This window comes from Streptomyces ovatisporus (assembly GCF_042653885.1).
Classification (GTDB): Bacteria; Actinomycetota; Actinomycetes; order Streptomycetales; family Streptomycetaceae; genus Streptomyces; species Streptomyces ovatisporus.
Genome location: NZ_JBHSFH010000004.1, coordinates 735,338 through 754,714, shown reverse-complemented (window position 1 = coordinate 754,714; position 19,377 = coordinate 735,338). Strand labels below are relative to the sequence as shown.

Below are 19,377 nucleotides of genomic sequence, written 5' to 3'. Positions count from 1 at the left end.
GGTGTGCGCGGGCCCGCGGACGTCAGAAGAGCACGCTCATGAACGCACCCACCTCGCGGAAACCCACTCTCCGGTAGGTCGCCCGTGCCGCGTCGTTGAAGTCGTTGACGTAGAGGCTCGCGACGGGGGCGACCTCGTTCAGCGCGTATCGCAGGACGGCCGCCATGCCGCTCTCCGAGAGGCCCTGGCCGCGATGTGCGGGCGCCACCCAGACCCCCTGGATCTGGCAGGCGTGCGGGGTGGCGGCGCCGATCTCCGCCTTGAAGACGACCTCGCCGTTCTCCACGCGGGCGAACGAGCGGCCCGAGCCGACGAGTTCGGCGACACGTGACTGGTAGACGAGGCCGCCGTCCCCCGCGAGCGGCGAGACGCCGACCTCCTCGGTGAACATCGCCACGCAGGCGGGCAGGACGAGGTCCATCTCGTCCTTGCGGATACGGCGCACCAGCGGATCCGGCTTCACGTCGCGCGGCACCTCTTCGGTGACCATCAGCGGCTGACGCCGGCGCACGTCGCGGGCCGGCCCCCAGTGCGGTTCCAGGTACGACCACAGCGCCGCAGTGGGCTCCGCCGGACCCACGATGGACGAGCAGCGCCGACCCTGCCGACGTGCCCGCTCGGCGAAGGCACGTACGGCTTCGGGGCAAGCGCACAGCGGCACGAGATTCGCGCCCGCGTAGCAGAGCGACTTGAGGCGCCCCCGCTGGTACCAGCCCCACATCTCGCCGCCGAGGCGCACGGCGTCGAGGCCGGCGGCGTGCACGCGCGAGGCGATGAAGGCGTTGTTGACGGGCTCACGGCCGAGCACCGCGAGGACGTCGTCGAGCTCGCCGGGGTCGACAACCCTGGTGGATGTGGTGGTCAACAAGGTGTCTGCTGCCTCACCGTGACGGCCCCGAGGGCACGGGGATGGGGAGAGGGGACGTGCACCGAGCGTACCCCGGCCGGGCAGAGCGCTTCCCGCAGAGATCCGGCCCCTCCCCGGCGGCCTTGCGCCGTACCGGCGTCCGGACGCCCGGATCAGCCGCTGACTGCGACCTGGGGCTCGCCGGAGGCCACGCCGTCCTTCTCCATCCGCTCGGCGATCTTCATCGCCTCGTCGATGAGCGTCTCGACGATCTTGGATTCGGGGACGGTCTTGATGACCTCGCCCTTGACGAAGATCTGGCCCTTGCCGTTTCCGGAGGCGACGCCGAGATCCGCCTCGCGTGCCTCGCCGGGGCCGTTGACGACACAGCCCATGACGGCGACCCGCAGCGGGACCTCCATGCCTTCGAGGCCGGCGGTGACCTCGTCCGCCAGCTTGTAGACGTCCACCTGGGCACGGCCGCAGGAGGGGCAGGAGACGATCTCCAGTCGGCGCTGCCGGAGTCCGAGCGACTCCAGGATCTGGATGCCCACCTTGCACTCTTCGGCCGGGGGCGCGGACAGCGAGACGCGGATGGTGTCGCCGATGCCCTCGGAGAGCAGCGCGCCGAAGGCCACGGCGGACTTGATCGTGCCCTGGAAGGCCGGTCCCGCCTCGGTGACGCCCAGGTGCAGCGGATAGTCGCACTGTGCGGCGAGCTGACGGTAGGCGTTGATCATGACGACGGGGTCGTTGTGCTTGACCGAGATCTTGATGTCACGGAAGCCGTGCTCCTCGAAGAGGGAGCACTCCCACAGCGCCGACTCGACGAGCGCCTCAGGGGTCGCCTTGCCGTACTTCTGCAGCAGCCGCTTGTCGAGCGAGCCGGCGTTGACGCCGATGCGGATGGGTGTGCCGGCGGCGGAGGCGGCGTTCGCGATCTCCCTGACCTTGTCGTCGAACTGCTTGATGTTGCCGGGGTTCACCCGCACCGCGGCACAGCCCGCGTCGATGGCGGCGAAGACGTACTTGGGCTGGAAGTGGATGTCCGCGATCACGGGGATCTGCGACTTGCGCGCGATGGTCGACAGCGCGTCCGCGTCGTCCTGCGTGGGACAGGCGACGCGGACGATCTGACAGCCCGAGGCGGTCAGTTCGGCGATCTGCTGGAGCGTCGCACCCACGTCCGAGGTGCGCGTCGTCGTCATCGACTGGACGGACACAGGCGCGTCACCGCCCACTGCCACCGGGCCGACCTGGATCTTCCGGCTGGTGCGGCGGTCGACGAGTTTGGTCGGTACGTCCGGCATTCCGAGCGAAATCGCTGTCGCTGTCATCAGGCGTGCAACCCCAAGGTATGGATCGAGAAGTCCCGATAGATCGACGGGCTCCGGCTCCTGAGATTACGACACCTTCACCCGTACGAGCACATCCCGAGGCCGTATCCCCCCAAAGCATGGCACCCGGGCACGAAGCGGGCCCGGGTGCCCCTGTATGTCCTCGTCCGGCTGCCCCCCGGACGTACTACCCCGCGAGTCTCACGGGATTGACCACGTCCGCGACCAGGACGAGCAGCGTGAAGCAGATGAAGATTCCGGCCACCACATACGCGACGGGCATCAGCTTCGCCACGTCGAACGGCCCCGGATCGGGCCGCCGGAAGACCTTCGCGAAGGCACGTCGCACGGACTCCCACATCGCCCCCGCGATGTGGCCGCCGTCCAGCGGCAGCAGCGGCAGCATGTTGAAGAGGAAGAGCGAGAGGTTGAAGCCCGCGACGAGGAAGAGCATCGTCGCGACCCGCTGTGTGGGCGGGATGTCGAGGGAGAAGACCTCGCCGCCCACCCGGGCGGCGCCCACGACGCCCATCGGGGAGTCCTGCTTGCGCTCCGCTCCGTCGAAGGCCGCGTTCCACAGGTCGGGGACCTTCGAGGGGAGTGCGACGAGCGCTTCCACGCCGGACGCCATCATGTCGCCCATCCGGTCGACGGACTGCGGGAAGGACTGCTGGACCACACCGCTGGCCGGCGTGAAGCCGAGGAAGCCCGCCGTGACGTATTCGTCCTCGACGTAGCTGCCGCGTCCGTCGGACTTGGCGACCTTGTTCGAGATCAGGTCCGCCTGAAGCGTCTTGCGGGCACCGTCCCTCTCGACCGTGATGGTGGCCGGGCCCGTGGTGTCGCGGATCTGCTGCTGGAGAGTCTCCCACTGGGTGACGCGCTTGCCGTCGAAGGCGACGATCTTGTCGCCCGGCAGCATCCCGGCTGCCTTGGCGGGTGAATCCTTCGCGCCGGCAGGGCACTTGTCGCTCTTCGCGGATGCGGGGATCACGCACTTGGAGACGGAGGAGACCGTGGTGGTCTGGGTGTTGATGCCGAACGACATCAGCACCACGAGGAAGATCACGACCGCCAGGATCAGGTTCATGAACGGCCCGGCGAACATCACGATGACGCGCTTCCAGGGGGCGCGCGTGTAGAAGAGCCGCTTCTCGTCGCCGGGCTTGAGCTCCTCGAACGCCGCCGCCCGCGCGTCCTCGATCATCCCGCGGAACGGGGAGGTCGACCGCGCGCGGAGCGTGCCGTCCTCGCCGGGCGGGAACATCCCGATCATGCGGATGTAGCCGCCGAGTGGCACCGCCTTCACGCCGTATTCGGTCTCGCCCCTGCGGCGGGAGAAGATCGTCGGGCCGAAGCCCACCATGTACTGCGGCACGCGGATGCCGAACATCTTCGCCGTGGAGAGATGCCCCAGCTCGTGCCAGGCGATGGAGAAGAGCAGACCGACAACGAAGACGACTATGCCGAGAATCGTCATGAGGGTCGTCATGCGCGGGCCTCCGCTGCTGCCGTCGCCAGTTCACGGGCGCGCCGACGCGCCCAGGTCTCTGCGTCGAGGACATCGGCGAGCGTCAACGCGGTTGCGCGCGGCGTCCCGTGCTCCTCGACCACAGCGGCAACCGTATCCACGATGCCCGAGAACGGCAGCCTTCCTTCCAAGAACGCCTCCACGCACTCCTCGTTCGCGGCGTTGTAGACGGCCGGTGCCGTGCCGCCCGAGCGCCCCACCTGGAACGCGAGCGGCACTGCCGGGAACGCCTCGGCGTCCAGCGGGAAGAACTCCCACGACATGGCGCGCGACCAGTCGAAGACCGGGCCGGCCTCGGGTACGCGGTGCGGCCATCCGATTCCCAGTGCGATCGGCAGCCGCATGTCCGGGGGGCCGCACTGCGCGAGCGTCGAACCGTCGGTGTACTCCACCATCGAGTGAACAGCGGACTGCGGGTGGACAACGACCTCGATGCGGTCGAAGGGCACGTCGTAGAGCAGGTGGGCCTCGATGACCTCCAGCCCCTTGTTGACGAGTGTCGCCGAGTTCACGGTGATCACCGGGCCCATGTCCCAGGTGGGGTGTGCGAGTGCCTCCTGCGGCGTGACGCCCTCCAGTTCGGCCTTCGTGCGGCCGCGGAACGGTCCGCCGGAAGCGGTGACGAGCAGCTTGCGCACCTCGGCGTGCGTGCCGCTCATCAGCGCCTGGAAGAGCGCCGAGTGCTCGGAGTCCACGGGGACGATCTGCCCCGGCCGGGCGAGCGCCTTGACCAGCGGTCCGCCGACGATCAGCGACTCCTTGTTGGCCAGTGCCAGCATCCGCCCCGCCTCCAGCGCAGCGAGGGTGGGGGCGAGCCCGATGGAACCCGTGATCCCGTTCAGCACGGTGTGGCACTCGCTCGCAGCGAGCTCGGCGGCGGCGTCGGGGCCTGCGAGCACTTCGGGGATCGGCTCCCCCGGCCCGTACTCGGCGCGCAGCGCCTCACGCAGCTGGCCCACCATGTCCTCACGTGCGACGGCGACCGTGCGCACCTGGAGCCGGTGGGCCTGCCCGGCCAGCAGCTTCACCCGGCCGCCCGCGGCGGACAGTCCGGTCACGCGGAAGCGGCCGGGATTGCTCAGTACGACATCGACCGCCTGGGTGCCGATGGAGCCGGTCGAACCGAGGATCACGATGTCGCGTGGGCCTGCCAGCACGTCCACGTCCACGGGACCGGGCGAACGCAGGTGCGGGTCGGCGAGGGTTTCCGTCATGGCCCCATTCTGACGGCACTTGAACACGACGGGGTCACCGCCCGTGGCCCGCACCCGCACATCGGACGCGCCCACCTGCACGGCGCGGGCGCCCGGCGTTCGTTGCTCAGCACCGGGCGCCCGCCCCCTCACCGCCGCTTCACGCCCCTCAGCGGATGCGGCGGTGCACGTTCTCCTTCTTGGACGGTCCCGGCAGGGCCTCGGAGATCCACGGTCCCTCGGCCGAGGCGTCGACGACGCCCTCCTCGAGCCACGTGTAGGCGCCGTCGAGGATGTTGCGCACGACCTTGCGGTCCAGGTCGTCCGTGTTGTGCCACAGCCGCCCGAACAGCTCCTCCACACGCACCCGCGACTGCCTGCAGAAGACGTCCGCGAGCTGGTACGCGGCCTTACCGTCCTCGACCGAGCTGCTCAGCGCATCGCGGCGGGCCTTCTCGGCCCGTACGCAGACGGCGCTCATCGCGAACAGTTCGGCGCCGATGTCCACGATGCGGCCGAGGAAGCCCTGCTTGGTCTCCATCCGCCCCTGCCAGCGGGACATGGCGTAGAAGGTCGAGCGGGCCAGTTTGCGCGAGGTGCGCTCCACGTACCGCAGATGCTCGGCGAGCTGCCCGAAGTCGGCGTACGCGCCGGGCAGCTGGCCCGCGCCTGCGACGAGTCTCGGCAGCCAGCGGGCGTAGAAGCCGCCCGCCGAGACTGCTGCACGGCCCTTGTCGGAGAGCGTCTTGTCCGGATCGATGAGATCACCGGCGACCGAGAGGTGCGCGTCGACCGCTTCCCGCGCGATGAGGAGATGCATGATCTCCGTCGATCCCTCGAAGATGCGGTTGATTCGCAGATCGCGCAGCAGCTGCTCCGCGGGGACGCCCCGCTCGCCGCGGGCCGCGAGGGACTCGGCCGTCTCGTAGCCCCGTCCGCCGCGGATCTGGACGAGCTCGTCGGCCATCTGCCACGCCATCTCGCTGCCGTACAGCTTCGCCAGCGCGGCCTCGATGCGGATGTCGTTGCGCTCCTCGTCGGCCATCTGGCTGGAGAGGTCGACGACGGCCTCCAGCGCATACGTCGTCGCCGCGATGAAGGACATCTTGCTGCCGACCGCCTCGTGCTCGGCGACCGGGCGGCCCCACTGCACGCGCGCCTCGCCCCACTCGCGTGCGATCTTCAGACACCACTTGCCGGCGCCCACACAGGTGGCGGGCAGCGAGAGCCGTCCCGTGTTCAGCGTGGTGAGAGCGATCTTGAGTCCTTCGCCCTCCTTGCCGATGCGGTTGGCCGCGGGAACCCGCACCTGGTGGAGACGGGTGACGCCGTTCTCCAGACCGCGCAGGCCCATGAAGGTGTTGCGGTTCTCGACGGTGATGCCCTCCGAGGCGCCCTCCACGACGAAGGCGGTGATGCCGCCCCGGTGACCGTCCGACTTCGGGACGCGGGCCATGACCACCAGGAGGTCGGCGACGACGCCGTTGGTCGTCCACAGCTTCACGCCGTCGATGACGTAGTCGTCGCCGTCCGGCAGGGCCGTCGTCGCGAGCCGCGCGGGGTCGGAGCCGACGTCCGGCTCCGTGAGGAGGAAGGCCGAGATGTCGGTGCGGGCGCAGCGGGGCAGAAAGGTGTCCTTCTGCTCCTGGGTGCCGAACATCTTCAGCGGCTGCGGCACCCCGATCGACTGGTGCGCGGAGAGCAGTGCCCCGACGGCCGGGCTCGCGGAGCTGACCATCGCGAGTGCCTTGTTGTAGTAGACCTGCGTCAGGCCGAGGCCGCCGTACTCGGGGCCGACCTTCATGCCGAGGGCGCCGAGGTCCTTCAGCCCGGCGATCACCTCGTCGGGAATGCGGTCCTCACGCTCGATCCGGGCGCCGTCGACGGAGGTCTCGCAGAAGTCGCGGAGCTTGGCCAGGAAATCCTCGCCTCGCCGGACGTCCTCCGCCGGCGGTTCGGGATGGGGGTGGATCAGATCCAGCCGGAAGCGGCCCAGGAACATTTCCTTGGCGAAGCTGGGCTTGCGCCAGTCCTGTTCGCGTGCGGCCTCGGCTACTTCTCGGGCTTCGCGCTCGGAGACAGTCATCTCACTCATCTCGCCGCGTGGTAGGGACAGGGATCGCCGTGCACTACCGGCCGGTGCTACTCGCTCGTATGTACCCAATTCATCCGTTGCCTACCAGCCTCGGCGCACCCGGCCCAGGGAGCATCCGCACGCGCCCGCGCTCGGAGTACCCGGCGGGCCGCCGGCCCGGCGGCCCCACTCCCGGGACCGCGTCCCGGACGGCCGCCCTGTTGCCCGCTCCTCCACGGCCTGTCCACGGCTGTCCACGGCCTGTACGACCACGGAGCCGGGGCGCGGGCGCTGGACGTTGTCCACGTGGCGCGTCGATGCGCAGCGAATGGCAGGGCGCTCCACCGGCGTCACCGTGGTCGTGAATCCGCGGCGCCGCGCCACGTCGGCCAGGACCTCCCGAGCGCGTGCCACCTCGCCCCCCTCCCAGGTGACCGCGTAGGGACGTCCGGAGCACATCACCCCGTACCGCTGATCAAGTTGCCCGGCCTGACCCGCGGCAGGTGCGGGATTCCCGTCTTTCAGGGCACCGCGCGGAAGTGGCTGGTCAGGCGGCCCTCGTCGTCGAGGATGTGGTAGGTGAGCATGGGCGGCAGCGCGTAGTCGAGGGGCCCGTCCTCCTCGCCCTCCCACGGCATGCGCAGGCTGGAGACGACACCCGGCGCCGCCACGAGTGGAAGTCCTGCGAAGGTGGTCACGGCGGGGGTGTGGCTGTGCCCGCAAAGCAGCGCCGCCACGTGCGGGTGCCGCCCGACGACGGCGGCGAGGCGGTCCTCGCCGAACTGCCGGATCGGGTCGACGTACTGACCGTGCAGCGGCAGCGGCGGGTGGTGGAAGCAGACGAAGGCAGGCCTGTCCTTCCGCGCACCCGCGAGCGCGTCGTCGAGCCACGCGAGAGTGGCGTCGCCGAGGTAGCCCTCACCGCGTCCCGGGACGCTGCTGTCGCACATCGCGAAAGTGGCTCCGGGGAGTACGTGCAACTGGTCCACGGGTGACGCGTCGGCGGGGTCTCCCCCGAGGAGAGCGGCGCGGTAGGGACCCCGCGCGTCGTGGTTGCCGGGACAGTGCAGCGGGGTGTGGCGGGACCCGTCGAGCAGCTTCGCGGCCTCCTCGTACTCCTCGGGCGTTCCCCGGTCGGTGATGTCGCCGGTGAGGATCACGGCGTCCAGTTCACCGGGGAGGCCGTCGAGGACTCGCAGCACCCGCTCCGTGCGCTCCCGCGCGCGGGAGCCCCCGTCACCGCGGTCCTGTCCGATATGCGTGTCGCTGATGTGCGCGAAGACGAACAACTGCTCACTCCTTCCAGCCGGCCGGGGCCGGACTGCCGGTGCGCGGGGGCTCGTTCCGTGGCGGATCGGCCTGCGCGGGTTGCCGGCTACGGGGTCTTTACCGGGGGCGTCCTTCTGGTAGGACAGAGGGATGCAGGCCGAACCCAGCGAAGACGCTGTAGATCTTTTCCTTGCCGCCTTCAACGCTTCGAGCCCGGCCTATGTGACCGAACTGCTCGCCCGCGCTCTGACGTCGGACGTCGTCTTCTGGGGCCCGCTGGGACGCAGCGTCGGCGTCGAGACGGTGGAGAACTTCATCACCGAGCTCCGCGCCCATCCGGAAGGGCCGGGCACCGTGACCCGTACGACCGTGGTGGACGCCCCCGGAGAGTGGGCGCGTTACAGCTGGAGCTACCACAACGAAGCGGGACGGCTGCTGCTGACCGGCACCGACATGGTGCACCTGCGGGACGGACGCATCGATCAGATGGTCGTCTTCGCCGGGGACCTCGCGGCGATCTGAACACAGGAGGCGGAGGCCGGCGGCGCCCCCACGCGCCGCCGGCATCCGCCGGTCCTCACGTCCGGCTGTCCGGACGTGCTGCCGCTCAGAGCTCCAGACCGGTCAGGACCATCACACGCTCGTACGTGTAGTCCTCCATCGCGAAGCGGACGCCCTCGCGGCCCACGCCGGACTGCTTCACGCCGCCGTAGGGCATCTGGTCGGCCCGGTAGGAGGGCACGTCGCCGACGACCACGCCGCCCATCTCCAGGGCGCGGTGCGCACGGAATGCGGCCTGGATGTCGTGCGTGAACAGACCTGCCTGGAGGCCGTACTTGGAGTCGTTGGCGGCTGCGAATGCCTCTGCCTCGCCGTCGACCCTCGTGAACGACATGACCGGACCGAACGCCTCCTCGCAGCCGAGCTGCGTGTCCGCCGGGACGTTCTCCAGCACGGTCGGCGCGTAGGTCGCGCCCTCGCGCTCGCCGCCCGTCAGCAGCTTCGCCCCCTTCGAGACCGCCTCGTCGACCCAGGACTGCACACGCTTCGCCGCGTCCTCGCTGACCAGCGGGCCCACGTCCGTCGCCGGGTCGGACGGGTCGCCCGTGCGCAGAGCCTCCACGGCGGTGACGACCTTGGGCACCAGCCGGTCGTAGACCGAGGCGTCCGCGATCACACGCTGCACCGAGATGCAGGACTGTCCGCCCTGGTAGTTGGAGAAGGTCGCGATGCGCTGCGCCGCCCAGTCGAGGTCGGCCTCGGAGTCGAAGTCGCCCAGCACGATCGCCGCCCCGTTGCCGCCCAGTTCGAGGGTGACGCGCTTGCGGGGGGCGGAGTCGAGGATCGACCAGCCGACCGGGGCGGAACCGGTGAAGGAGATGATCGGCAGCCGCTCGTCCTGGACCAGCTCCGGCATGCGCTCGTTCGGTACGGGCAGCACGGACCACGAACCGTCGGGCAGGTCGGTCTCCGCGAGGAGCTCTCCGATCAGCAGACCGGACAGCGGCGTTGCGGGCGCCGGCTTGAGGATGATCGGCGTCCCCACGGCGAGCGCGGGTGCGACCTTGTGCGCGCAGAGGTTGAGCGGGAAGTTGAAGGGCGCGATGCCCAGGACGGGACCGTAGGGGAAGCGCCGCGTGAGGGCGAGCCGTCCGGCGCCGCCCGCGTCGGAGTCCAGGCGCTGGGCCTCTCCCCCGTTGAAGCGGCGGGCCTCGTCGGCGGCCCAGCGGAAGACCGACACGCACCGTCCGACCTCGCCGCGCGCCCACTTCATGGGCTTGCCGTTCTCCGCGGAGATCAGCGTGGCGATCTCCTCCGCGCGCTCCTTGAGTCGTCCCACGACATGGTCGAGGGCGGCGGCCCGTACGTGCGCGGGGGTCGCGGAGAACTCGTCGGCTACGGCTGCAGCGGCGGCCACGGCCTCCTCGACCTGGTCGGCGGTGGGAAGGCTGATGCTTCCCACGAGCCGCCCGTCCCAGGGGGAGGTGACATCGAGCGTGTCGCCGCCGGTGGCCTTGCGGCCGGCGAGCCAGAACGCTTGCGGGGAAGTCGCTGTCGTCACTGCGGGGCCGCCCTTCCGGAAGGGTGTGGATGGTCGTGAGCGGGAAAGCGGCGGATGCCGGACCGACGGCAGGCGCCGACGGCACCCGTTGCCCTCCCCCGCCCACGGTAGGGCTTGGGCAAGGGGGCGTTTCTTGTCCGGCGCGGCAGACTTCGTCCTTCGCGCACGCCGTATTGGCACGGGCAGGGCGGCGGCTCCGTCTGATCCGCCTCCCCCGGGACGCGGTCGCTGTTCCGGAGGGGCCCGGCCGAGGGAACGAGCGGAGCGGCGCGGACGGGGCGGACCGGCCCGCGAGGGCGTCCCGGCAGGGCTTCGGAGTCAGCCCGTGGCCTTCAGCGCGAGCCACAACTCCATACGGACGTCCGGGTCGTCGAGCGAGCGGCCCAGGATCTCCTCGACGCGGCGCATCCGGTAGCGCAAGGTGTGGCGGTGAACACCCAGGTCCGCAGCGGCGGCGTCCCACTGTCCGTGTCTGGAGAGCCAGGCACGGAGGGAGGCCACCAGGTCCCCCCTGCCGTTCGCGTCGTGATCGCGGAGCGAGCGCAGCAGGCCGTCGGCGAACGCCCGCACTGCGTCGTCGGCGAGCAGCGGGAGCACCGACCCTGCGGCCACGTCCTCGTGCTCGACGAGCGGTGCACCGCGGCGGCGAGCGACCGACAGTGCCTGCACGGCCTGCTTGAAGGCGACCGCCGCCGCGGAGAGACCCGCGGGCGCCGAGACACCGATGAACAGGGCGTCCTCCACGGCCGGACCCGTGCCGTTGGAGTGGGGTCCACCCCCGGCGCCGGACGCCTCCAGCGCCTTGGCGAACGACGCCGCGTACTGCGCGCAGGCGGCGAACGCCGATCCCCCGTCGGACGCGAGCACGACGAGGCGGTTGCCGTCCGGCACGACGAGCACGGCCTCTCCGCTGCGCGACGCAGCCGTCTCGGCGAGATCGGCGAACTGGTCGAGAGGGCGGGTGAGGTCGTCGGCGCTGCCGTCCGGGGCGGCCAGGGGCACCGGGGAGTCCTCGGTGAGGGTGACGAGAGGAAGATGGGGGGCGCCCGGGCCGCCTGCCGCGCCGTCGCCCGGCACGCCGGACGCGCCGTGTCCGCCGACTGCGGCGCTGCTCGCACCCGCCCCACCGGAACCGTGCACGCTGCCGCGTCCACGGGCGGCGGATGCGGACGCCGGCTCCGCCACCAGGACACGCATGGGGGCGTCCAGCAGCCCGCCGTAGAGGCTTCCGGCCACCGCGCGGGCGTGGTCGGGCTCACCGGAGAGCAGCATCCTCATCACGGCGGCTCCCAGCCGCTGTTCGGCCTCCTGGAGTGCCCGCGAACGCTCCATCGTGAGGGTCAGCAGGGCGACGGCGGAGTGCACCGCGTAGCGCTCCGCGGTGCCGAGCGGCGCCGCGGTGCCCACGGCGAGCACCGCCCTGGCGCGGCGTCCGCCGCCGACCGACTGGAGTTCGACCCGGTCGTCGCCCTCCTCGGCTCCGCTGACCACGGCACTCGCGGGCGCGGGCCTGTCCCGCAGCCGTTCCGCGTCGCCCACGAACCGTGCGGCGCGGCGGAGGGCCCAGTTCGGCGCAGTGGCCACCATGGCCCCCGAGGCGTCGTACAGTGCGGCCCAACCCGCCACCTGTGAGGCGAGTTTGGCCAGCAGGGCCGAAGGACCGTCCTGGGAGAGCGCCGCTCTGGTCATCTCCCGCTGCGCGTCGAACCCGGCGGTGACGGCGCGGTACTGCTCGGCGGCGATGGCGGCGGAGACGGCTTTGCTGATCGCGATGAAGGGGGTGCGGCGCGGCACTTCGAGCAGCGGCAGGTCCGCCTCGCGGCACGCGTCGACGAGTGCCGCGGGCACCTTCTCGTAGTTCACGCCGGCTGCGAATCCGAGGCCCACGACGCCCTTGCCGGCCAGCCGTCCCACGTACTCCCGCATGGCGTCGCGGTCCTCGGCGTCCAGCTTCAGCGCGGTGACGAGCAGGAGTTCGCCGCCCTCCAGATACGGTGTGGGGTCGGCCAGTTCGCTCGCATGTGCCCAGCGCACGGAGGTGTCCAGCCGGTCCTGCCCGGTGAGCACCGCCAGCCGCAGCGCGGAGTGCTGTACGAGCGAGGCGAGTGTCGGTGGCATAACAAAGCTCACCGTACAGTGGCCCGGGTCATTCCGGTCATTCCCGAAGTCATTCCCGAAGTCACTCCCCCAGCTTCGCCAGAATCGGCGGAGTCCGCTCCCCACCGACAGTCATCAGTGACAACACAGCGTGTCCGGGCGGCAGATCGTTCGCCAGTTCCGAGGCGGACCAGCGCTCGCGCTGCACCTTCCGCACGGTCACGGACTCGGCGGTGACGTGCCTGCCCGTGGCCAGCCTGCGCACGGCGTGCATGACCCGCGTGAAGGGCTCGTCGGAGACCAGCTGGCGGTTGGTGACGTCGCGGGTCTCCACCCACTCCTTGCCCCACACCTCGGCGAAGTGCTCGGCGTCCCACGGCGTGACCCCCGCGCAGACCATCCGGCAGCCGACCGCACCGAGCAGCGAGCCGCGCAGGGACTGCGGTACGTCGTCCAGGCCGCGCAGGGTGAGAAGCACACCGGCGTGCGCGGAGCGCAGACGCTGGAGCCCGCGCAGGGACTGCGGAGTGACGGTCTGGGACGCGTCGTCGAGTACGAGCCCGGCGAAGAGGGACTGGTCCCCCCGCGCGGCCGCGCACTCGGTGAACTGCGCGAGAACGAGCCGCGCGAGGATCCGTGAGGCTTCCGCGTGCCCCCGTTCCGGGAGGTCGATACGGACGCGCAGCGGACGTTCCAGCGCACGCAGCGAAAAGGGCCGCGGGCCCTCGGACGGGGAGCCGCCCGGGCCTCCGCCGCCCTCTGGCTGGAAGAAGCCGGCGAAGGCGGGCCGGTCCAGCAGGGCGATGCGGTCGGCGAGCAGCGGGCGCGGGTCGTCGGAGCGCCCCGACTGCCGTTCGTGGGCGTCCAGTTCGCGCAGCTGCGCGCCCTCGGCCGCCTCTTCCAGCGCGGCGCGCAGCGTGCTCAGGGCGGAGGGGGACCCGTCCAGCAGTTCACGCAGCTGCGGCACGGCGGGGAAGCAGCCGTGCGCGGCGCGGTACGGGCCGATCAGCTGGGCGAGCGTCGTGGCCGCCCGACGGCTGTCGCCGCCCGGGAGGGTCCCGGCCAGGTCGCCGACGAGGGCTTCGGCGAGCATCCCCGCCGCCTCGTCGGGATCGCTCGTGCCCCCGTAGAGGTCGAGGCCGTGACGGGAGTCCGGGTGTCCCACCCGTACGACTGCGTCGAAGGACTCGTCGGGAGCCAGCCGGGCCCCGTGCGCAGTCACCACGACGACGGCAGCCTGCCCCGCGAGGGCCTGAAGGCACAGCGACTCCGTCACCGGGCGCACGACCCGCTCCGTCTTCCCGGACGCGGGCGGTCCGACGGTCAGCGCGGACGTACCGAGCAGGGACGGCTCCAGCGCCACACCGGCTCCGCGGTACTGGTGCGGATTGCGCTCGGTGTCGGCCGCGGTGCCGATGCGCACCTGCCGCAGGCGGAGATCGTGACGGGCGGCTCGGCGCTGCGGCAGGCCCCGCTGGCCCGAGGGGTGGGCGCAGGCCGCGGCGCCGTGCGCGAGGACCGTGTCGACGAAGGGGGCCAGACGCCCCGGCCGTGCCCGCACGGACTCCCAGGCGCGGCGGATACGCGCATGGTCCACGTCGTTCATGCGGCCGCCGCGCACCTCCCCCGCGAGCCGCTCCGCTGCCTCCACGGCGCCGTCGACGCGCAGTTCCGGCCATTCGACGGGGTCGTGCTCGGGGGGCGGAGGGGGCACGGGCTGGGGCGTCCGGGCGGCCCCGCGCGCCCCGGCGTCCGGCGCGGCCGTACGGGTCAGGCGTGCCCGTGCGCGCCGGAATACTTCCGGCCAGCGTCCCAGCCGGCCGAAGACGACAGCGATGGCTCCGATGACGAGGGCGTAGTAGGCGTAGGTCACCCACACGTAGATCATCTGCTCGCCGCCGGCCTCGCGCCACGACTCGGGGGTGAGGGCGAGCATCGGCCAGAGCCAGTACGCACCGAGGTAGCCGTTGTAGAGCAGCGACCAGATCAGCCAGCCGATGAGGAAGGAGACCACGGCGCCGCTGAGCAACTGACGCGCCGGGATGCGGTCGGGGTCGGGGGGCGGCAGCGGCCGGTAGCCGTACCGCCAGATGCCCGGCTCGGCATCGGGGCGCGGAGTGCGCAGCCAGTCCGCCAGCGAGGATGCGGCGGCAGGTGCCGGCGCCTGCCCGGGCGGAACGGACGGGACGGACGGCGGCACTGACGGCGGCGCTGACGGCGGGCCCGGTCGCGCGGCGGCGGGACTCCGCCGCGGCATCGGCAGCGGCTCCGCCTCGCCCTTCCGCAGCGCTCCCTGCTGCCGGGGCAGCCCGCTCTCCGTCCCGGCTCCGGGCGCCCCCGGCCCCTCGGAGCCGGCCTGTGCCGGTCCCCAGTCCGGGCCGTGTGAACTGTCCGAACTCTGCCTCCGACGCGGAGACTCCATGTCCATGTGCCGCCTCTACCCTTGCCCGGCCCGTACGTTGCCGCTCCCTGTTCCCAATCTAGCCGCCGACGGAGGGAGTTGGCTCACGCCGAGAGACGAATCGGCTGCACACGGCAAGGCGTACGTCCTCCTCCCGCCCCGCGAGGAGCCGCGGCGAGGGGCGCTCTCGAACCCTCTGCCGCCCCGCCTCCTCCGGCTCCGCCCCTCAGCCCCACGGGACGGACCGGCCGGGCGGCGCCGTGCCTATGTCCGTGACGGCCAACACGACACCGTGACTTCTCCGCACCGGTGCATGTCTCCCCCTTGTCCGTGCCTCTAGCCTGCGAGAGACGTGCAGGCCCCTTCGCCCCGAAAGAGAGCGCTATGACGGAAATGACCGGTGGCCCGGCCCTCCCCCAGGAGCGTCGCGTCGTCACGTCCGTTCCCGGTCCGAAGTCCCAGGAGCTGATGGCCCGCAAGCAGGCGGCGGTCGCCGACGGGATCGGCACCGTGATGCCCGTCTTCGCCAAGCGCGCGGGCGGCGGCGTCCTGGAGGACGTGGACGGCAACTCCTTCATCGACTTCGGCTCCGGGATCGCCGTGACGGGCGTGGGCAACAGCGCCGAGGCCGTGGTCCGGCGCGCGACCGCACAGCTGGAGGCCTTCACCCACACGTGTGTGATGGTGACGCCGTACGAGCCCTACGTCGAGGTCTGCGAGCAGCTCGCCGAGCTGACTCCCGGCGATCACGCCAAGAAGAGCGCGCTGTTCAACTCCGGCGCCGAGGCGGTGGAGAACGCCGTCAAGATCGCGCGGACGTACACCCGCCGCCAGGCGATCGTCGTCTTCGACCACGGCTACCACGGCCGTACGAACCTGACGATGGCGCTCACGTCGAAGAACATGCCCTACAAGCACGGCTTCGGCCCGTTCGCCCCCGAGGTCTACCGCGTCCCCGTCGCCTACCCCTACCGCTGGCTGACCGGTCCCGAGAACTGCGCCGAAGAGGCCGCGGCCCAGGCGATCGACCAGATCAGCAAGCAGGTCGGCGCGGAGAACACGGCGGCGATCCTGATCGAGCCCGTGCTCGGCGAGGGCGGCTTCATCGAGCCGGCGAAGGGCTTCCTGCCGCGCATCGCCCAGTTCGCCAAGGACAACGGCATCGTCTTCGTCGCGGACGAGATCCAGTCCGGCTTCTGCCGCACCGGCCAGTGGTTCGCCTGCGAGGACGAGGGCATCGTCCCGGACCTCATCACCACCGCGAAAGGCATCGCGGGCGGTATGCCCCTGGCCGCCGTCACCGGCCGCTCGGAGATCATGGACGCCGCGCACTCCGGCGGCCTCGGCGGCACCTACGGCGGCAACCCCGTCGCGTGTGCCGCCGCCCTCGGCGCCATCGAGACGATGCGCGAGCTGGACCTGGCCGCCCGGGCCAAGCGCATCGAAGAGATCATGAAGCCGCGGCTGCAGAAGCTCGCCGGACAGTACGACGTCATCGGTGACGTCCGCGGCCGCGGCGCGATGCTCGCCATCGAACTCGTCAAGCCCGGCGGCAAGGAGCCCGACCCCCAGGTGACGGCCGCGCTCGCCAAGGCGTGCCACCAGGACGGTCTGCTGGTGCTCACCACCGGCACGTACGGGAACGTCATGCGTTTCCTGCCGCCCCTGGTGATCGACGAGGCGCTGCTCACGGAGGGCCTGGACGTGCTGGAGAACGCCCTGGCAGCCCTCTGACAACGGCCGGGACCTTGCAGAAAGCGTTCGGCGTGAAGAATCTGTGCGAGGCCGATGGCCGGAGCGTAATCCGGCTGTCCGGCCTCGCCGGCCTGCCGTACGGTTTCAGCAATCGCCGGGTGCTCCGGAACTCCACTTCGGACTCCTGGCCCGAGCCCGTCTCTCCCCAAGACGAGCCCGGTCGTGCCCTGGCGCACGCTCCTCACCGATCGGGAGACCGCCCGTCCCACACCCCCCGGGGCCCGCGGAAAGCCGGTCGATACGACCGCTCCGGAACTCTCCCCCCTGTTCCGGGGCGGTCGGCCATTCACCTCGCCGTATGCGCGCTGTGCTGCGTCCTCTTCGCGCTCGTCACCTGGCAGGTCGCCGTCGACGGACCGCTGCTGGCTCTGGACGCCCGGCTCGGCGCCGTACTGCGGCGCACCTCCCCTCCCACCGCCGTGGCCGAACTCTGTGCGGACCTGGGCAACCTGGCCGTCGCGGTTCCTGTGCTCGTCGCCGCCGCCGTGTACGCGGCAGCGGGCGCAGGGGTGCGGCGCTGGCTGGCGCCCGTGTGCGCGCTCGCGGCGCTGGGGTGCGTCGCCGTGATCGTCACCCTGGTCAAGGTGTGGCTGGGCAGGCCGGGGCCGCTGGGCGGCGTCAACTACTACCCGTCCGGTCACACCGCCACAGCGGCCGTCGCCTTCGGCGGCGCGGCGCTGCTGCTGTGCCTGTCCGTACGACGGCTCCCGCGCTGGCCGCTGCCGTCCGCTGCGGCGCTGCTCACCGCCCTGTGCAGCGCCGGTCTCGTCTGGCGCGGCTACCACTGGCCGCTCGACGTGCTGGCCAGCTGGTGCCTGAGCTGGGTGCTGCTGGCCTCGGCGACGGCGGCCGTCCGGCGCGGGCTCCGGTCCCGCGCCGCGCAGGCCCCGCAGGACGGTCCGGAGCATGCCGACGGCGACCCACCGGACGCCCCGGGGCCCGGGACGGCGACCGCGCGCCCGGACCGCTGACCGCTGACCGCGCACGGGATCACGCCGGTTGCTTCAGCCCCGGCTGCCCCTCCGCCCGACCCTCGCCGCCGCGTCCTGCAGCGCGATCTCCAGCACCACCGGGTCGTTGAGCGTCCCCGACCCGTCCGGCGGGACCAGCCAGCGCGCACCTCCCGAGGCCCGGCCCGGACACGGTGCGACGATCCACGTGCCGCGCCCCGCGCACCGTACGCCCGTGTCCGCCCAGCGTGCGGCCGTCCCCGGCGGCACGAAGAAGCCGATCCGGGCCTGCCCGAAGTCGGCCAGTACGGGCCCGGGCCTCTCCGGGCAGCCGGTGAGCGCGTCCAGCGCCGGATAGCCCAGCAGCCCGCCGACCATCAGCACGTCCCACATCCGCCCTGCGGGAAGCAGCACGACTCCCAGCGGGCTGCGTTCCCACTCCGCCCTGCATGCCTGTGGATCGTCGGCCGCCGACGCCAGCCACTCCACGGCTCCCGGTTTCCCGGCCGTACCAGTCATGGTCCCCCTCTCCCCGTGCACGTGTGTCACAAGGGAGAGGCGGAACCTGCCGGATTCCTGCGTCACTTGCCCGGGTCGTCCCGCGTGCGGGCGTGATCCGCGCCGCGCCGCGGTGGGCGCGCTTGCGAGTCGCGCACGCGGCACGTTCCGCCTGGCAGTTCCTGCCGTGCCCGTGTGCGTCCGTGCGTGGCCGAGCCTGCTTGTGCCCGAGGTACACACCCGTTCGGGAATGTGCGAGGGAGAGCCTGCCCTCCTGCCCGTGCAGTCAGTCCCCGCCGGCCACACGGCGGAGCGGAGAAGTTCCGCCGGGCCGAAGCACCCGCGGCCGTCCGCGAGGGCGGGCCGCCGGTCGGAAGTACCGCCGGTCGACGGGGTGTTCGGGGCGTACGGGGATCGGTCACGCGGGGGGGGTGCGGACGCTGCCCACCGGCAAGCGAGGCGATCGCGGGAGAGAGCGGTCCGCCGCGCCCCCGCTCTGCGGGTGCGCGGCGGACCGTCCGACCGTCCTCACGGGAACGGACGGAGACGCGTCAGGCGGCGTAGCCCTTCGGCGGTATGAGGCTCGCGAGCTGGTCGAAGGAGAGCCAGTAGATCTGGTTGCCCGAGAACGACGCCGGGTCGGCTATCAGCACGGTCTTGTTCGCGTCGTCGTACCCGATGACCGTGAAGTAGTGGTAGATCGTCTGATCCGAGGGATAGCCGGGCGGCTGGTTGCCGGGAGGCGCGACGATGTTCGTCACCAGCGGATAGTTGTTGTCGATGTCGAGGACGATGTCCTGCCACAGCAGGTCCTTCTGCGCCTGCGAGGGCGGGTCGTCCGGCATGTACTTCGACTCGTACCAGCCGGTGCCGAGGTTCGCGTTCAGTACGGACGTGACCTGGCTGATGTCGTCCGTCCCGTTCTCCGTCGTCCCCAACTGGGCCGCGAGATCGGCCTGGCTCGGCGGTCCCATGCGCGCGGAGAGGGCGATGCGCGTGGCGGCCGGACCGCACCAGTAGCCGGTCTCCTGCACCTGGTAGTCGACTTCGAGGGTCTTGGCGGCCTTGGTCTCCGTGGCCCGGGTGTGCGCCCGGGAGCCCTTCTCCGTCACCTCGACGGGGGCTGCCGACCCCCCTGGCTCGGCGACGACCTGCGAGACGACGGCCTTGCGGGACGCGTCCGCGTCCGCGTTCGCCACGCCGGGGGCGGCGAGCAGCCCGGTGGCCGTCAGTGCCACGGTCACCGCCATGGATCTGATGCGCATGCAGTTCTCCTCCGTGGGGGGGGGTATTGAGGTGAGCATGCCATCACGGAGGGTGCGAAGGGCAGGGGGTCTACGCGTGTTTCACAGGCCCGACCAGT

The 19,377-nt window shown here is 71.5% G+C and carries 14 protein-coding genes; 3 read left to right on the top strand and 11 right to left on the bottom strand.

The features are described from left to right. Positions 1-22: 22 nt before the first annotated feature. From ACFPA8_RS08265 to ACFPA8_RS08240, 6 genes are all read right to left on the bottom strand, one after another. Positions 23-868: a GNAT family N-acetyltransferase gene (locus tag ACFPA8_RS08265; RefSeq protein ID WP_386444500.1), complete on the bottom strand. Its 846-nt coding sequence runs from the start codon at positions 866-868 to the stop codon at positions 23-25. A 152-nt stretch (positions 869-1,020) separates the two neighbouring features. Then, positions 1,021-2,184, bottom strand: a complete 1,164-nt coding sequence (gene ispG, locus ACFPA8_RS08260) for a flavodoxin-dependent (E)-4-hydroxy-3-methylbut-2-enyl-diphosphate synthase (protein WP_386444497.1) — start codon at positions 2,182-2,184, stop codon at positions 1,021-1,023. A gap of 187 nt (positions 2,185-2,371) precedes the next feature. Then, complete coding sequence (locus tag ACFPA8_RS08255; RefSeq protein ID WP_386444494.1) at positions 2,372-3,676, bottom strand: M50 family metallopeptidase; 1,305 nt, start codon at positions 3,674-3,676, stop codon at positions 2,372-2,374. Next, entirely contained in the window at positions 3,673-4,929 is a 1,257-nt protein-coding gene (gene dxr, locus ACFPA8_RS08250; RefSeq protein ID WP_386444491.1) for a 1-deoxy-D-xylulose-5-phosphate reductoisomerase, read from the bottom strand. The genes ACFPA8_RS08255 and dxr overlap by 4 nt, the downstream gene beginning before the upstream one ends. A gap of 148 nt (positions 4,930-5,077) precedes the next feature. Further along, the gene (locus ACFPA8_RS08245) at positions 5,078-6,994 is read right to left on the bottom strand and encodes an acyl-CoA dehydrogenase family protein (RefSeq protein ID WP_386444740.1); all 1,917 of its coding nucleotides are present in this window, start codon (positions 6,992-6,994) and stop codon (positions 5,078-5,080) included. Positions 6,995-7,503: 509 nt separating this feature from the next. Further along, positions 7,504-8,271 (bottom strand): metallophosphoesterase, encoded by a 768-nt coding sequence (locus ACFPA8_RS08240; protein WP_386444488.1) that lies wholly within the window; start codon positions 8,269-8,271, stop codon positions 7,504-7,506. Positions 8,272-8,401: 130 nt separating this feature from the next. Here ACFPA8_RS08240 and ACFPA8_RS08235 point away from each other — a divergent pair, with 130 nt between their 5' ends. Then, the gene (locus ACFPA8_RS08235) at positions 8,402-8,773 is read left to right on the top strand and encodes a nuclear transport factor 2 family protein (RefSeq protein WP_386444485.1); all 372 of its coding nucleotides are present in this window, start codon (positions 8,402-8,404) and stop codon (positions 8,771-8,773) included. A gap of 85 nt (positions 8,774-8,858) precedes the next feature. Here ACFPA8_RS08235 and ACFPA8_RS08230 read toward each other — a convergent pair whose 3' ends face one another. From ACFPA8_RS08230 to ACFPA8_RS08220, 3 genes are all read right to left on the bottom strand, one after another. Continuing rightward, positions 8,859-10,313 (bottom strand): aldehyde dehydrogenase family protein, encoded by a 1,455-nt coding sequence (locus tag ACFPA8_RS08230; RefSeq protein ID WP_386444482.1) that lies wholly within the window; start codon positions 10,311-10,313, stop codon positions 8,859-8,861. A 318-nt stretch (positions 10,314-10,631) separates the two neighbouring features. Continuing rightward, positions 10,632-12,431, bottom strand: a complete 1,800-nt coding sequence (locus ACFPA8_RS08225; protein WP_386444479.1) for a PucR family transcriptional regulator — start codon at positions 12,429-12,431, stop codon at positions 10,632-10,634. 61 nt (positions 12,432-12,492) lie between these two features. Continuing rightward, positions 12,493-14,667 (bottom strand): type IV secretory system conjugative DNA transfer family protein, encoded by a 2,175-nt coding sequence (locus ACFPA8_RS08220; RefSeq protein WP_386444737.1) that lies wholly within the window; start codon positions 14,665-14,667, stop codon positions 12,493-12,495. Between the two features lie 528 nt (positions 14,668-15,195). Between ACFPA8_RS08220 and gabT the strand changes: the two genes are divergently transcribed. Further along, positions 15,196-16,545, top strand: a complete 1,350-nt coding sequence (gabT, locus tag ACFPA8_RS08215; protein ID WP_386444476.1) for a 4-aminobutyrate--2-oxoglutarate transaminase — start codon at positions 15,196-15,198, stop codon at positions 16,543-16,545. A gap of 440 nt (positions 16,546-16,985) precedes the next feature. Continuing rightward, the gene (locus tag ACFPA8_RS08210) at positions 16,986-17,537 is read left to right on the top strand and encodes a phosphatase PAP2 family protein (protein WP_386444473.1); all 552 of its coding nucleotides are present in this window, start codon (positions 16,986-16,988) and stop codon (positions 17,535-17,537) included. Between the two features lie 33 nt (positions 17,538-17,570). On the opposite strand, the gene ACFPA8_RS08205 is transcribed toward ACFPA8_RS08210, so the two are convergent. After that, positions 17,571-18,035 (bottom strand): hypothetical protein, encoded by a 465-nt coding sequence (locus ACFPA8_RS08205; protein ID WP_386444470.1) that lies wholly within the window; start codon positions 18,033-18,035, stop codon positions 17,571-17,573. Between the two features lie 530 nt (positions 18,036-18,565). Beyond that, positions 18,566-19,279, bottom strand: coding sequence for a C39 family peptidase (locus tag ACFPA8_RS08200; protein WP_386444468.1), 714 nt, complete (start codon positions 19,277-19,279; stop codon positions 18,566-18,568). Between the last annotated feature and the right edge of the window lie 98 nt (positions 19,280-19,377).